A 14210-nucleotide genomic window follows, 5' to 3' on the forward strand; every position below is an offset into this window, starting at 1 on the left:
GCATTTTTTGAAAGTTGCGGATAACTGGACGCAGCAGATTTATCCGGTGGGGATAATTCTGCGGAAACTCAAGCAAAGTAAAGGTTGTGAGCGGATAAAAGAACGGATATAATAAAATGGAGACGTACAGAAGGCCTGTTCCCGGAAGGAAGGTGGTAGATTGGACAATCTTACACGTGCGCAGCGGCACAAAAATATGCAGAATATTAAATCAAAGGATACTGCTATTGAGGTGCTTTTGCGGAAAGCCTTATGGAAAAAGGGAATCCGTTATAGAAAAAATTTTCAGGCTCTGCCGGGAAAGCCTGACATTGCAATCACAAAATATAAAATCGCCATTTTCTGTGACGGGGAATTTTTTCACGGAAGGGATTGGGAGGTTTTAAAGCCAAGGCTGGAAAAAAGCAATAACAGCCAGTACTGGATCAGCAAAATATCAAAAAACAGAGAACGGGATGACCAGGTGAATAAACAATTATTGTTCAGAGGCTGGACGGTAATCAGATTTTGGGGAAACGACATAAAGAAGCACACAGAGGAGTGCATTCAGGTTGTGAAGGAGGCTATTTTTGATCAGAAGCTTTTAGAGATCGAAGCATCCGAGAAAAAACGAAAGGAAACGGGACAAAAGGCATGAAAGCATATTTGACCAAACCGCCTATGGGCTGGAACAGCTGGGACTGCTATGGGGCAAGCGTAACGGAGGAAGAGGTGCGGCGCAATGCAGAATATATGGCGGCAAATCTAAAGCAGTTTGGGTGGGAGTATGTGGTTGTGGACATTCAGTGGTATGAGCCAAATGCCGCAGGAGCGGACTACAACAAGAATGCAGAGCTTATCATGGATGAATATGCAAGGCTGCTTCCCGCCCCCAACCGTTTTTGGTCGGCCGAAGGCGGCAGAGGCTTTCAGCCTCTTGCAGACTTTGTTCACAGTCTCGGACTGAAATTCGGAATACATATTTTAAGAGGCATTCCCAGACAGGCAGTGCGGCAAAACAGCCGAATCCTGGGTACCACGCACACTGCGGCGGAAATTGCAGATATGGGCAGTGTGTGCCTGTGGAACGACGATATGTGCGGCGTGGACATGACCAGAGACGGAGCCCAGGCCTATTATGATTCTATCGTTTCCCTGTACGCCAGCTGGGGAGTTGATTTCATAAAGGCGGATGATATGGCAAGGCCATACCATAAGGCGGAAATCGAAGCCTTACAAAGGGCCATACAAAACAGTGGCAGGCAGATGCTTCTTTCCCTGTCTCCGGGAGAAGCCCCCTTGAAGGAAGCTCTTCATCTGCACGAAAATGCGCATATGTGGCGAATGACCGACGATTTTTGGGACAGCTGGGAGCAGCTTAGGAAAATGTTTGATTATTGTAGGGATTGGTTTGCGTATGTGGGACGGGGCGGCTTTCCGGACTGCGATATGCTGCCCTTAGGAAGAATCGGAATCCGCTCCCACGGGGGCGATCGGAGAACCCGCTTTACCAAAGAGGAGCAGAAGGTGCTGTTTACGCTGTGGTGTATGTTTCGGTCGCCGCTTATGTTTGGCGGCGACATGACGGATAACGATGCGTTTACCCTGTCCCTGATGCAAAATGAGACGCTGATCAAGATCAATCAGCAGAGCTATGCGGGCAGAGAGGTTTACAGAAGGGGAAATGAAATCGTGTGGGCGGCAAACGGGCGTGACGGAGAAACCTATGTGGCCCAGTTTAATGTGGGAGAAGAACCTCTTACTGCCGCAACGGACCTGGCCTTTGTGGGGATTGGCTCCGGTGCGGTAATCAGAGAGGTCTGGGAAGACAGGGCGGCAGAGCCTGACGAAGAGAATGTGCTTCGCTCGGCTCTTATGCCCCATAGTGTAAAGCTGTTTGAGATAAAGCCCTTTTAAAGGTGAGGCTATACCCTGGCCATTCCGTCCACGCTGAGCACAACGCCGGTAATGTAGGAGGCCTCATCGGAAGCCAAAAAGACAAAGGCATTTGCGATATCCTCGGGCTGTCCAAGGCGGCCCAGGGGAATCTGCTTGATCATAGGCTCAATCACCTCTTTGGGAACCGCCTTCATCATGTCGGTTTCGGTAATGCCGGGAGCCACCGCATTGACCCGGATTCCTTTGGGGCCAAGCTCTCTAGCCAGGGAGAGGGTGAAGCCGTTGACGGCAAATTTGGAAGAGGGATAGGCTATGCCGCTTGGTTGGCCGGAAATGCTGACCATGGAGGACGTGGAAAGAATCACGCCGCTTTTGCGGGAAACCATGTAGGGCACGGCCGCCAAAGAGGCGTTGAATACGCCCTTTATATTCAGATCCATTACCTTGTCGAAAATCTCCTCAGTGTAATCTGTAAAAGGGGTGCTGTCGGAAATACCGGCGTTGTTTACCAGAATATCAATACAGCCGTATTTGGCGTTTATCTCTCCAAAGACTTCCTGCACAGCTTCCAGACTTGCCAGATTCGGACTGATTCCGTCCACAACAGCGTCGGGATACTTTTCCCGTAGTCGTTCTACCGCCCGGTCTGCAGATGCCTGGGTGCTGGCGGCAAGAATAACCACAGCTCCCTCCTGCAGAAACCTCTCTGCGGTGGCAAAGCCGATTCCACGGCTTCCTCCAGTGATGATGGCAACCTTACTTTTCAATCTCATGTAGATGTCCTCCTTATTTTTTTATGAAGATAAGTAATGCAAAACGAACGGCAAAGTCACGAACCTGGTCATAATAACCCAAAACGGGTTCCGGAGAAGTTCTCCCCCAGTCAAAGGATTTCCCTCCATCTATGTTTTTATCAGTGATTTTCATGAGCTGTACCGCCTTTTTTATATTTACAGTATATCAGATTCTGCCCCGGATGTCATTTGAAGTATTCTGTAGTTATTTGTGAATTTTTCTGGAAATTTCTGAAGGCCTATGCTATACTTGGTGCATACAAAAGATAAAGGGTCGCCGCATGCGGCTGATCAGACGAAGGGGCGCCTTTCTCCGCAGATGGGGAAGGGCGTTTCTTTTCAGGAAGCTGCCGGAATCAGCCTGCAGATGGAGGGAGCCTGTATGACCACAAGAGAACAGGTATTGGCCTATGGTCTCACTTTTCCTGGGACCTATGTGGATAAGCCTTTTCACGATGATAACTGGGTGCTGGTGCGCTGCCGGAAAAATAAAAAAGCCTTTCTGTGGACCTATGTGTATGGAGGACAGCTGCGGGTTAATGTGAAGGTGGACCCCCAATGGAGGGATTTCTGGAGGCAGATATACCCGTCGGTGATCCCGGGATATCATCAAAACAAGGAGCACTGGAACACTTTGATCTTGGACGACACCATACCCGAGAAGGACATAAAGCGAATGATTGGGGAGAGCTATGATCTGGTGTCGGGAAAGCATCCGGAAACAGGTAAAAGGAAATAGGAGGGCACGAATGCAGATATACGATATTTCACAGGAGGTATTTGGAAGCCGGGTTTATCCAGGAGACCCGTCGTCTGCAAGAGAAAGCCTTTTATCCATGGAAAAGGGAGACGCCTGTAATCTTACGGCATTTTCCATGTGTGCCCACAACGGCACTCATGTGGACGCCCCCTTTCATTTTTATCAGGAGGGAAAAACCGTCGATCAGATGGAGCTGTCCGCCTATGTGGGATGGGCCTGTGTGGTCGCTCATACAGGGGAGGTCACGGCAGAGCATGCCCGTCATATGCTGGAGACAGCTCTTTTGAGAAAGAGGGAGGCGGTAAAAAGGATTTTGATCAAGGGAAGGGCCGTTGTAACCGCTCAGGCAGCCGCCGTGTTTGCAGAGGAAGGGATTTCCCTGCTGGGAAACGAGTCTCAGACCGTGGGGCCGGAGGAGAACCCGGAGGAGGTGCATCTGCGGCTTCTGGGGGCGGGGATTACACTTTTGGAGGGAATATGCCTGGGACAGGTGCCGGAGGGGGTATATTTTCTGTGCGCCGCCCCCTTAAAGCTTGGGGGTGCGGACGGAGCGCCCTGCAGGGCCGTGCTGCTGAAAGGCCTGGAAGAGGAGAAGGAAACTTGACTAAAATGCCAATGGAAAGGGAAAGGAAATGGATTTTTACAAAAGAGCCTCTCTGGCGGTAAGGAGCGTTCCCAAGGGAAGGGTGGCAACCTACGGACAGATTGCCCTTTTGTGCGGCACTCCTAATTATGCAAGACAGGTAGGGCATGCCTTAAATGGGGAACGCTTAGGACAGGTGCCGGCACACCGTATTGTAAACAGTCGGGGAATCTTAAGCGGGGCTGCGGCCTTTGAGACCTTCGACCTTCAGAAACGGCTGCTTGAGGCGGAAGGGGTGGAGGTGGTGCAGACGGATAGAGGCTTTTGGGTGGATTTAAAAAAATACCGCTGGGAAAACACCTTTGAGGAGGCACTTGGGCTGAAGCAGGAATTTGACCGCCTTGGCATCTGAAAAAGCTGCAGAGCTAAAGCCGCAGGGTCAAAGCTACAGAGTTTCCATGGAACAATACTTTGCCAGGGCGGAAGGGTCTGTGACGATAATCTGCCTGCGGTTTGTGACGATTATGTTTTCTTCCCGCAGCCTGGCAAGCCCTCTGGTGAGATGGACGCGGCTGATTCCCAGGATATCCGCCAGATCGCTTTGGGGAATGTGCACAGGACTGCGCTTATTTTCATCCACCAAAAGAAGATAGAGCAGATTGCACAGCTTATGGAAGGAGCAGTTGTATTCCTGATGGGCGGTATCATAAAGCAGCAGGTTTACATACATGGAAAACCACTCAACGATTCTGGCGCTCAAAGCGGAATTTTCTTCAAACATGGAACGAAACTGCTCCTTGGAAAATTCAAGCACCTCCATGGGGGAGAGAGCCGTTGTGACAATGGAGCTTTCAATGCGGTAATCCTGCTGGTGATAGCCGGGGAAAACCGTTCCGCTGCCGTGGAAGGATAAAATTTTCTTCCGGCCGCTTTCGTGCTCTACATAGCTTTGCTCCACGCCGGAAATGATGTAGTGAATGCGCCCGAAGGGCTCTCCCGGCTTCCACAGACAGCTGCCCTCCGGGAAGGTTCTCTTTTTGTGAGGGCGGGAGAGAAAGTATTCATAAAAATCATTGAAATCATTGGTGAAAAAATAGCGGGGTGTCAGCATCATAAAATTCCTCATTTCTGCGCGCTTTTTGCATGTTGTTATTGTTTTATTGTATCCTTTCTGCCATTTTTCGTAAATAAATTTTTGCGAAGCGCCGGGTTTGCATCATTTGTAGCAGACGGCAGGATGTGAGGATGGTAAGCTGTTGCTTAGAACTGACGGAAAAAGGAGGAGCTTAAGAATGCGAAAGGTAAAGATCACAGTACTGCGAACCATGTTCAATGAGGATCTGGCGGCGGAATACGGCGACGAGGCATGGAAGGCCATCTACCAGTATGTTTTTGCTCTGGCTCATGGGGATGGCACGGAAATTTTCTATTACGGCGACTGGATCAGAAAACCGGGAACCGCCATCTGCAGCTGCAATGACGGTCTGCGCCCGGTGATCTTTAAGCTGGAGGCCACCAATGAGGAAGCACAGATAGATTATGAGCCGGTCAGATGACCGGCTCTACGTTTCGTAGAGGGGGAAATTGCTCCCAGGGTTCCGCTTTAATCCTTCTGGTTCACCTCATACGCAATATATTCATGTGATAATTCATACCCTAATTTTTCTGCCAAATGAACGGACCAAAGATTTTGTGCATCCCAGCTTGGATATAATCCCCGCTCAAGGCATTCAAGAATAAGTTTCGCACAACAAGCAGTGGCAAGATGCTTTCGCCTTTCATCCATTCTTGTATCCACTTGAATTTCTATGCCTTCCTGGTATCTTGTATAAGAAGAAGCACCTGCAACAATTTGACCATTTTTTACGGCGGCTACACCAAGCCCCTTTTCCAGATACCTATTTTTAGATTCGAATACAGAAACCAAGTCCCTTGACCATTGATGATTGAAGCATTGGTCAAAAAGATTTTCATCAATCAACTGCAAATTGTAACCCTTTGGAAGTTTGGCAATCAACCCTGTTAAATGATTCTTATCAAATACTGTATTCTTTTTCATTGCATATCTGGTTACTTGTCTGCATTTGTCTTTATAATACGCTTTAATGAAATGTGCCCATTCATCAGTTTGCGGCACCATAATCACAAAACCGTTGAAGTTACTCTCGACTAACTCTTTGCAAGGTTCTCCTGCAAAAAAGATAAAATCTCCAAGCTTTGCCATAACCGATTTGGGATTATTTTTCTCGGCTGCAAAAAGCTTTCCCATGGTTTTTTGGACACAGGAATATATCATTGTTTCTTCCCAATTTCCAAATAAATGCTTTGCACAAGCTGTATCTTCTAATTCATATATCATCGTTAATTGCCTCATATATTCCGCTTTTTCGCTGGGCTATATAATCTATCCCGACCACGAGGTTTTCATACAGCGTTTGTAAATAATCATACCACTGAAACATCCATATTATAATGGCTGTGGGGCCTTCCTGTAAAGGCATGAAGTTTAATTCCGTTTATCCTAATAATAATGTGATTAATTTGCCTTCAAACGCATATAATTTTGTGATTAGGGTTGTAATTTTATGGCGTTCATATATAATAAAAATGTGATAAAAATCACTAAATTAGCTATAAAAGCGTGATTGGGTGTGTGTATGGAACGATTGATTTTGAAGGAACTGCTAAACTGGAAGAATTCTCCCTATCGCAAGCCTCTGATTTTGAAAGGTGTGCGTCAGGTCGGTAAGACCTGGATTCTGAAAGAATTCGGAAAACGCTATTATGAAAACACTGCTTATTTTAACTTTGATGAAAACGAAGAATATAAGCAGTTCTTTGAAACCACAAAGGATGTAGACCGGATTTTGCAGAATCTGATGCTGGCAAGCGGTCAGAAGATTCTGCCGGAAAAGACCCTCATTATTTTTGACGAGATACAAGATTGCCCTAAGGTCATCAACTCCATGAAGTATTTCTGTGAGAACACTCCACAATACCACATTGCTTGCGCCGGTTCTCTCCTGGGCATTGCCTTGGCAAAACCTTCCTCTTTCCCGGTGGGCAAGGTCAACTTCATGCAGATCGATCCCATGACCTTCACAGAATTCCTGCTGGCCAACGGGGATGAGAACCTGGCAAAATTTCTGGAAATGGTCAATACGATTGAGCCGATTCCTGACGCCTTCTTTAATCCCTTGTATGAAAAGCTCAAGATGTATTATGTGACCGGTGGTATGCCGGAACCCGTCAAGATGTGGACAGAGGCACGGGATGTAGATGCCATGCAGGAAGCCTTGTCCGGGATTATTGGTGCCTATGAACGAGATTTTGCTAAGCACCCAAATATCAGTGAGTTTCCCAAGATTTCAATGATCTGGAAATCGATACCGTCCCAGCTTGCGAGAGAGAACAAAAAGTTTATTTATAAAGTTGTCAAAGAGGGCGCACGGGCCCGTGAATATGAGGACGCCCTGCAGTGGCTGGTGGATGCCCGACTGGTGCATAAGATCTACCGGAGCACAGCTCCTGGTCTTCCTATAGCTGCCTACGACGATCTTTCTGCCTTTAAGATTTATTTAGCAGATGTGGGGCTGTTGCGTCGGATGGCCCAGCTGGCACCCACCGCCTTTGGCGAGGGCAACCGCCTGTTCACGGAATTCAAGGGGGCATTAACAGAAAACTTTGTGCTTCAGACTTTGATTACACAATTTGAAGTGGTTCCCCGATACTGGACACAGACAAATCCTCCCTATGAGGTGGATTTCCTCATACAGCGAGAAAATGATATTTTCCCTGTGGAGGTCAAGTCGGAAGCCAACACCTCCAGTAAAAGTCTTAAAAAATTCAAGGAACTGTTTCCGGATAAGGTAAAGCTGCGTGTACGTTTTTCGCTGGATAACCTGAAACTGGATAATGATATGCTGAACATTCCGCTGTTTATGGCTGATCAGACAGATCGACTGATTGGGTTGGCACTGGAACAAACAAATAGAAATCCATAAGATGGTGCCCATACAATTGGCTATGCGAAGATCAAAACGCGATTTCAATGTGCTTTGCTGTAATTGATAAGGATAAGAATTTAGGATAAAATAAATTTTCAGAGCCGCAAATGCCTGTGGATTCCAGCTTTACTTTAGCGTGCTACTATGGTACAATACGAAAGGATTTAAAGCTTTTATAAAAGGCCGGGGGCAGCGCGGCGCTTCCGGCTTTTTCACAAAGAAGGGCCGCGCAGAAATGAGGAGATTATGAAGAAGAAAGCAGCATTGATTCTAACGGCAGCGCTGGCTGTGGGAAGCCTTACCGCCTGCGGCAGTCAGGAGACAGGCGGGGAAAGCGCAATGGTTTATGCAGTGGAGGCCGGCTCCGCAGGAGAGGCGGCAGCGGAGGAAAACGGATTTTCCTACAACTCTGTGGCTTCTCAGGCAGACGCTTTGATGGAGGTGGCTTCTGGAACCTCAGATGCAGCCATTATTGACCTCTTAATGGCAGGAGCCATGATCGGCGAGGGCACCAGCTATCCCGATTTGACCTATACCGACCAGCTGACGACGGAGGAGTACGGCGTGGGCTGCCGCAAGGGCTCTGATCTGGCTTCCTATATTAACTCCGTTTTCGGAGAGGCTTACGCGGATGGAACCATGCTCCAGATTGCCGAGCAGTATGGTGTGCAGGAGTCGCTGCTGGAACAGAGCGCGTCAGAGTATACACCCGCTGAGGAAAGCGATGTGGCGTACATACAGGATAAAGGGACTTTGATTGTGGGAATCACCGACTTTGAGCCCATGGATTACAAGGATGAATCGGGAAACTGGATCGGCTTTGACGCGGATATGGCCAGACTGGTGGCGGAAAAGCTGGGCGTTGAGGCACAGTTTGTAGAAATCGACTGGGACAACAAGATCATGGAGCTGGATTCCCAGAATATTGATGTGGTATGGAACGGCATGACTCTTACCGAGGAAGTGACCTCCGCCATGGAATGCACCAATGCTTACTGCAACAACGCACAGGTAGTTGTGGTGCCGGCTGAATAGACCGGGAGAAAAGAGGGAAATTATGTTTTGGACTGTGACACTATCGCTGCTGAACGGTCTGGCTACAACCTTTCAGATTTTCATACTGACCCTTTTGTTTTCGCTGCCCTTAGGACTGCTGTTTGCCTTTGCATCCATGAGCAGATGCAGGCTGCTTCGCTATTTCATGCAGCTTGTAGTCTGGGTAGTCAGGGGAACGCCTCTGATGCTGCAGCTGATCATTATTTTTTACGGGCCGGGGCTGTGGCTGGATCACAATATCTGGAGCGGCAATGAGACGGGGCGGCTGACGGCCACGGTGGTGGCTTTTACCTTCAATTATGCCTGCTATTTTTCGGTAATCTTTCGGGGTGGAATCGAGGGTGTGCCTGCAGGACAGCGGGAAGCCGGCCAGGTGCTGGGCATGACCCGCAGCCAGATTTTTTTCAAGATCACGCTGCTGCAGATGATCAAGCGGGTGGTGCCTCCCATGTCCAACGAGGTGATTACCCTGGTGAAGGATACTTCTCTTGCCAGGATTATTGCCGCCTACGAGCTGACCTTTGCGGGCTATTCCTTTATGAAGTCCGATGGGATTACCTGGCCTTTGTTTTACACGGGCGTATTTTACCTGGTGTTTGTAGGCATTCTGACGCTTTTGTTCAATTATTTGGAGCGCAGGCTGGATTATTTCAGGTAGAGGATTTCAGATAAGGAGTTGACTCATGGCAATTTTGGAAGTAACAGAGATTGAAAAGCATTTTGGAAACACAAGGGTGTTAGAAAACGTCAGCTTTTCTCTGGAGGAAGGAAATGCGTTAGCCATCATCGGCTCCTCCGGCTCGGGAAAGACCACGCTGCTGCGGTGCCTGAATTTTTTGGAGACGCCCGACAGGGGAGTGATCACTGTCCGGGGAGAGAAGCTTTTTGATGCCTCCCTTCCTGCAAAGGAGCGGGAGAGAGACCTTCGCAAAAAACGCCTGCATTTTGGCATGGTGTTTCAGTCCTTTCACTTGTTTCCCCAGTATACGGCCTTGGAGAACGTGACGCTGGCAGAGCTTTTGCTGGCAAAGGAGCGACCGGATTTTAAACAGAGGAAACGGGAAATCATGGAGGAGATCGACGCCCATGGAAGAGAGCTGCTGGAACGGATGGGACTGTCCGAAAGAAGCGGGCATTATCCCCATCAGCTTTCGGGAGGGCAGCAGCAGCGGGTGGCCATTGCCAGGGCGCTGGCGCTTAAGCCGGACATCCTGTGCTTTGACGAGCCTACATCAGCCCTGGACCCGGAGCTGACGGGAGAGGTGCTTAAGGTGATCAGAGGGCTTGCACAGCAAAAAACCACCATGATTATTGTGACCCATGAGATGGCCTTTGCAAGAGATGTGGCAGATCAGGTTATTTTTATGGACGAGGGTGTGATCGTGGAGCAGGGAGATCCCAGACAGGTGATCGATAACCCCAGGCAGGAACGTACAAAGCAGTTTTTGGCCCGGTACACGCAAGGGTGAGCGGGCGCAGAAAACGGGCAGTCTCACAGGGAGGCTGCCCGTTTTTGCGCGTGGTATATCCCAAGGCGCATATCTTCTACTGAATTCCCCAGCTTAGGCTGATTTCCTGGAGCTTTACCATGTGAGGGTAAATCCTGCCTGTTTCCATCAGTCCGGCAGGCGTGCCCTGTTCAGCCACGGTTCCCTCGGAAAGCACCACTACCTTGTCGGCGCCGCTTACCGTGCGCATACGGTGAGCGATAACGAGAACGGTTTTGTCCTTGATCAGCCTTGACAGGGCGGTCTGTATCAGGGTTTCGTTCTCTACGTCGAGACTTGCAGTGGCCTCGTCCAAAAGAACAATGGGGGCGTCCTTGAGAAAGGCTCTGGCGATGGAGATACGCTGTCTTTCTCCGCCGGAAAGCTCACAGCCGTTTTCGCCGATCATGCTGTGGTAGCCATGGGGAAGCTTTTGGGCAAATTCCTCACAGTTTGCCAGCCTTGCCGCCGCAATCACCTCCTCGTCGGTGGCGTCCTTTCTGCCGATTCTGATATTTTCCATGATGGTATTGTTAAAAAGGGTCACATCCTGAAACACGATGGAATATAAAGAAAGCAGTGTTTCCGGTTCCACTGACGTGATATCCATGCCGCCCACGGTGATTTTTCCCCGGTCCGCATCCCAGAATCTTGCAGCCAGCCGGGAAACGGTGGTTTTACCGCCGCCGGAGGGCCCCACCAGAGCGGTGACCTCTCCCTGCTTTGCGGTAAAGGATACATCCTTTAAAATGGTTTCCCCGCTGTTGTAGGCAAAGCCCACATGGTCAAATACAATATCATATCCCTGGCAGGTTATGCTGTGGCCGCCCTTTTGAATGGGATGGTCAAGAATCTCATTCATCCGGTTTATATTTGTCTTGGAGGAAATCACTGCGGCAAGATTCTGCAGCGCGCCCTCCAAAGGGGAGTAGAGTCTGGACGCCACTAGGAGAAACAGAAAGAACAGGGGAATATCAATTTCACCGTTTATGAGCAGTACAGAGCCAGTAAGGGCCACGGTGGCAATTCCAAACTTTAAGATCAGCGTGGAGGACACCACAAACAAGGCGGTTCCCAGCTCTGTGACAATATGGCGCTTTTCTGCGTAATCAATTTTTTTGTCCAATCCCTGTAAATAGTCCTGCTCCGCGTTGTTGGCCTTCAGATCCTGAAGGCTTTCAATGCACTCCTGCACGCCTTCCTCCAGAGCCACATTGGCCTTTACGGATTTGCTGTTGAAATATTCCTGTATCCGGGAGGACAACAGGGTGATGGCAAAGGCAATGGGAAGCACCCAGACCGCCGAAAGGGCCATGCGCCAGTCGTAGAAAAAGAGGCAGACAGAGATCAGGGTGGTAGAGATCAGAGAGCCGATCAGAGCGGGCACATAATGGGAAAAGGTAGTTTCCAGTGTGGCACAGTCCCCCATAATGGAATTTGTCAGATCCGCAAGATCCTTTTTCCCGAAAAAGGACAGTGGAATTTTGCGCAGCTTTTCCGCCAGAGAAATCCGCCTCACGCCGCTTTCCACATAGGTTGCCAGATAGGTGGCATTATACTGAAACCAAGTCACCCAAAAGATCAGGGCGAGACAAAACACGCAGCCTGCTGTGTAGAAGGCAATCCGGCTCCCCCAAACGCCTCCGTTCATGGTATCCAGCACAAACTGATACAATAGTCCCACGGGAAGCATAAAAGAGAGGTCTTGTAAGACGCAGGCCAGGCATCCCTTGATCAAATCCACCGCTCCCTGTCTTGATAAAGCGAAACGTCTCTGTAATTTCTGAATCATTCTGCTGCCTCCTTTTCAATTTTCCATTCTGCCGCTTTCGCGTAATTATTCCACATATGGGTAAAAATACCGTTCTTTTCAAGCAGTTCTTTGTGTGTGCCCCTTTCGGCAATCTGGCCGTCCTGCAGCACATAGATACAGTTCGCTTCGGTGATGGAGGAGAGCCTGTGTGCGATCATAAGCACTGTCTTTCCCTTGGAGAGGGTGGTCAGGGCCTGCTGAACACGCACCTCATTGTCTGGATCAGCAAATGCTGTGGCCTCATCAAGAATCAGTATGGGCGCGTTTTTTAAAATGGCACGGGCAATGGCGATTCTCTGCTGTTCGCCGCCGGATAAGTAAACGCCCTTTGTGCCTACAACGGTGTCCACGCCCTTTGGCAGCTTTTCTATGATATCCGTGCACTGGGCCGCCTGCAGCGCGCGGTCAACCTCCTTGCGGGACGCGCCGGGCCTGCCCATGCGCACATTTTCAAGTATGGACGCCTTGATCAGGCGGCTGTTTTGAAACACGAAGGAAACCTGTTCCATGAGCTTCTCCTTGGGAATTTGTCTGATATCGATATTTCCGATGAGAACCCGGCCCTTCTGGGGGTCAAAAAATCTGGCTGCCAGATTGGCAAGGGTGGTCTTGCCGCCGCCGGAGGGCCCCACCAATGCAACGGTTTCTCCCGGCTGTATGGTCATGGAAACATCCAAAAGAGCGTCCTTTTTGCCGTCATAGCTGTAGCTTACGTGCTCCAGCGTAATGGAATAGTCTTGAGGCTCCTGGGGCGCGGCGCTCTCCTCCAGGGGCTTTTGGGCCAAAAGGTCGTCGATTCTTTGCAGGGCGTCGTTTACAATCATGGAATCCTCGCTCATAAACATGATCTTTGTGAGAGTGGTGCCGATGACCGGCGTAATAATGATATAAAAAATCAGATTTAATAAAAATTCACTGTCAACGCCGTTTCTGGTAAAAAGAATGCCTCCTGCAATCAAAAAGGCAAACACGGCGTTGATGGCAGTGGTATAGCACATCATGGGAAGCCGCAGCGCCTTGGTGTAGGCAATCACCCATTTTTCATAGTTGTCAATGGAGGTCTTGAACCGCTTGAAGGAAAATACGGTCTGCCCAAAGGTTTTTACCACAGGTATGCCCCTGACATACTCCACCGCTTCGTTGGACATATCCGACAGGGCGTTTTGGTACTCCTTCATTTTTTCTTCCATGTCCTTTCCGGTCATTTTCATCATAATCAGAAAGCCGAGCACTACCGGAATCAGACTTAAAAGCCCAAGCCGCCAGTCAAACACAAGCAGTAGAAGGAGCAGCCCTATGGGCGTGGCGATGGCTCCGGCCTTATCCGGCAGTCTGTGGGCCAGATAAGTTTCCGTGGCCGTGCTGGAGGTGTTGACGATCCTGCGCAGCCTGCCGCTGCCATACTTCTGGGTTACCCCCAAGGGCAGCGCCGCAATATGACGCATCAGCTCCTTTCGGATGTTGGAAGCCACTCTAAAGGCGCTTAGGTGGGAACACATCAGGGCAGAGATATAGACCACAATGGATAAAACCGCAAACCCCACGGCAGCCCAGCCGTAGGCCGTCACATTCCCAGCCTGTGAGAAATTGGGAGAAGCCGCCAGAATATCGCGGATAATGCGCCACAGGCACCAAAAGGGAACCAGGGCCAGCAGCGCGCTTGCCGCCGACAATATCCAGGACAGCCAGGTGAGGACCCTATGCCCTCCGGCATAGTCCATCAGCCTTGATAAATTTGACTTTTGTTTCATTGAAAAACCTCCTTGCCTATACTTGGAATGGTTAGATGATTGCAAAACAAATTATTTTGAAGGTTTCTATGGGCACATTTC

General features: G+C 49.5%; 16 protein-coding genes. 10 read left to right on the forward strand and 6 right to left on the reverse strand.

Going from position 1 to position 14210, the window contains the following annotated elements; translation table 11 throughout:
• Positions 1–160: 160 nt before the first annotated feature.
• On the forward strand, positions 161–637 hold the full coding sequence (locus SHK35_RS10805) for a very short patch repair endonuclease (RefSeq protein WP_318709754.1): 477 nt from the start codon (positions 161–163) through the stop codon (positions 635–637).
• The gene (locus SHK35_RS10810; RefSeq protein WP_318709755.1) at positions 634–1896 is read left to right on the forward strand and encodes a glycoside hydrolase family 27 protein; all 1263 of its coding nucleotides are present in this window, start codon (positions 634–636) and stop codon (positions 1894–1896) included. The genes SHK35_RS10805 and SHK35_RS10810 overlap by 4 nt, the downstream gene beginning before the upstream one ends.
• Before the next feature lie 8 nt (positions 1897–1904).
• On the opposite strand, the gene SHK35_RS10815 is transcribed toward SHK35_RS10810, so the two are convergent.
• Complete coding sequence (locus SHK35_RS10815) at positions 1905–2651, reverse strand: SDR family NAD(P)-dependent oxidoreductase (RefSeq protein ID WP_318703963.1); 747 nt, start codon at positions 2649–2651, stop codon at positions 1905–1907.
• A 13-nt stretch (positions 2652–2664) separates the two neighbouring features.
• Positions 2665–2805 carry a hypothetical protein gene (locus SHK35_RS10820; protein WP_318703961.1) on the reverse strand — a complete coding sequence of 47 codons (141 nt, stop codon included), beginning with the start codon at positions 2803–2805 and terminating at the stop codon, positions 2665–2667.
• Positions 2806–3054: 249 nt separating this feature from the next.
• Here SHK35_RS10820 and SHK35_RS10825 point away from each other — a divergent pair, with 249 nt between their 5' ends.
• The 3 genes from SHK35_RS10825 to SHK35_RS10835 are packed head-to-tail and all read left to right on the forward strand — an operon-like array spanning position 3055 to position 4427.
• Positions 3055–3411 carry an MmcQ/YjbR family DNA-binding protein gene (locus SHK35_RS10825; protein ID WP_318709774.1) on the forward strand — a complete coding sequence of 119 codons (357 nt, stop codon included), beginning with the start codon at positions 3055–3057 and terminating at the stop codon, positions 3409–3411.
• A 10-nt stretch (positions 3412–3421) separates the two neighbouring features.
• Positions 3422–4036 (forward strand): cyclase family protein, encoded by a 615-nt coding sequence (locus tag SHK35_RS10830; protein ID WP_318709756.1) that lies wholly within the window; start codon positions 3422–3424, stop codon positions 4034–4036.
• A 28-nt stretch (positions 4037–4064) separates the two neighbouring features.
• Complete coding sequence (locus tag SHK35_RS10835; RefSeq protein WP_318709758.1) at positions 4065–4427, forward strand: MGMT family protein; 363 nt, start codon at positions 4065–4067, stop codon at positions 4425–4427.
• Between the two features lie 33 nt (positions 4428–4460).
• Here SHK35_RS10835 and SHK35_RS10840 read toward each other — a convergent pair whose 3' ends face one another.
• A complete protein-coding gene (locus SHK35_RS10840; RefSeq protein ID WP_318703953.1) occupies positions 4461–5129 on the reverse strand; it encodes a Crp/Fnr family transcriptional regulator in 669 nt (222 codons plus the stop codon).
• 178 nt (positions 5130–5307) lie between these two features.
• Here SHK35_RS10840 and SHK35_RS10845 point away from each other — a divergent pair, with 178 nt between their 5' ends.
• Positions 5308–5571 (forward strand): TIGR04076 family protein, encoded by a 264-nt coding sequence (locus tag SHK35_RS10845; RefSeq protein ID WP_318709759.1) that lies wholly within the window; start codon positions 5308–5310, stop codon positions 5569–5571.
• Between the two features lie 47 nt (positions 5572–5618).
• Here the strand turns inward: SHK35_RS10845 and SHK35_RS10850 are convergent, their stop codons facing one another.
• Positions 5619–6374 carry a GNAT family N-acetyltransferase gene (locus SHK35_RS10850; protein ID WP_318703948.1) on the reverse strand — a complete coding sequence of 252 codons (756 nt, stop codon included), beginning with the start codon at positions 6372–6374 and terminating at the stop codon, positions 5619–5621.
• 298 nt (positions 6375–6672) lie between these two features.
• On the opposite strand from SHK35_RS10850, the gene SHK35_RS10855 reads away from it, so the two are divergent.
• The 4 genes from SHK35_RS10855 (at position 6673) to SHK35_RS10870 (ending at position 10547) form a co-directional block, all read left to right on the forward strand.
• Positions 6673–8019 (forward strand): ATP-binding protein, encoded by a 1347-nt coding sequence (locus tag SHK35_RS10855; protein WP_318709760.1) that lies wholly within the window; start codon positions 6673–6675, stop codon positions 8017–8019.
• A gap of 249 nt (positions 8020–8268) precedes the next feature.
• Positions 8269–9057, forward strand: a complete 789-nt coding sequence (locus SHK35_RS10860) for a transporter substrate-binding domain-containing protein (RefSeq protein ID WP_318709761.1) — start codon at positions 8269–8271, stop codon at positions 9055–9057.
• A gap of 22 nt (positions 9058–9079) precedes the next feature.
• Positions 9080–9736: an amino acid ABC transporter permease gene (locus tag SHK35_RS10865; protein ID WP_318703942.1), complete on the forward strand. Its 657-nt coding sequence runs from the start codon at positions 9080–9082 to the stop codon at positions 9734–9736.
• 25 nt (positions 9737–9761) lie between these two features.
• Positions 9762–10547 carry an amino acid ABC transporter ATP-binding protein gene (locus tag SHK35_RS10870; RefSeq protein ID WP_318703940.1) on the forward strand — a complete coding sequence of 262 codons (786 nt, stop codon included), beginning with the start codon at positions 9762–9764 and terminating at the stop codon, positions 10545–10547.
• Between the two features lie 76 nt (positions 10548–10623).
• Here SHK35_RS10870 and SHK35_RS10875 read toward each other — a convergent pair whose 3' ends face one another.
• Both SHK35_RS10875 and SHK35_RS10880 read right to left on the reverse strand, forming a co-directional pair.
• A complete protein-coding gene (locus tag SHK35_RS10875) occupies positions 10624–12357 on the reverse strand; it encodes an ABC transporter ATP-binding protein (protein WP_318703939.1) in 1734 nt (577 codons plus the stop codon).
• Entirely contained in the window at positions 12354–14129 is a 1776-nt protein-coding gene (locus tag SHK35_RS10880) for an ABC transporter ATP-binding protein (RefSeq protein ID WP_318703938.1), read from the reverse strand. Before SHK35_RS10880 ends, SHK35_RS10875 begins: the two co-directional genes overlap by 4 nt.
• Positions 14130–14210 lie beyond the last annotated feature (81 nt).

The sequence above is a fragment of the Candidatus Acetatifactor stercoripullorum genome, assembly GCF_944382095.1.
GTDB lineage: Bacteria > Bacillota > Clostridia > Lachnospirales > Lachnospiraceae > Acetatifactor > Acetatifactor stercoripullorum.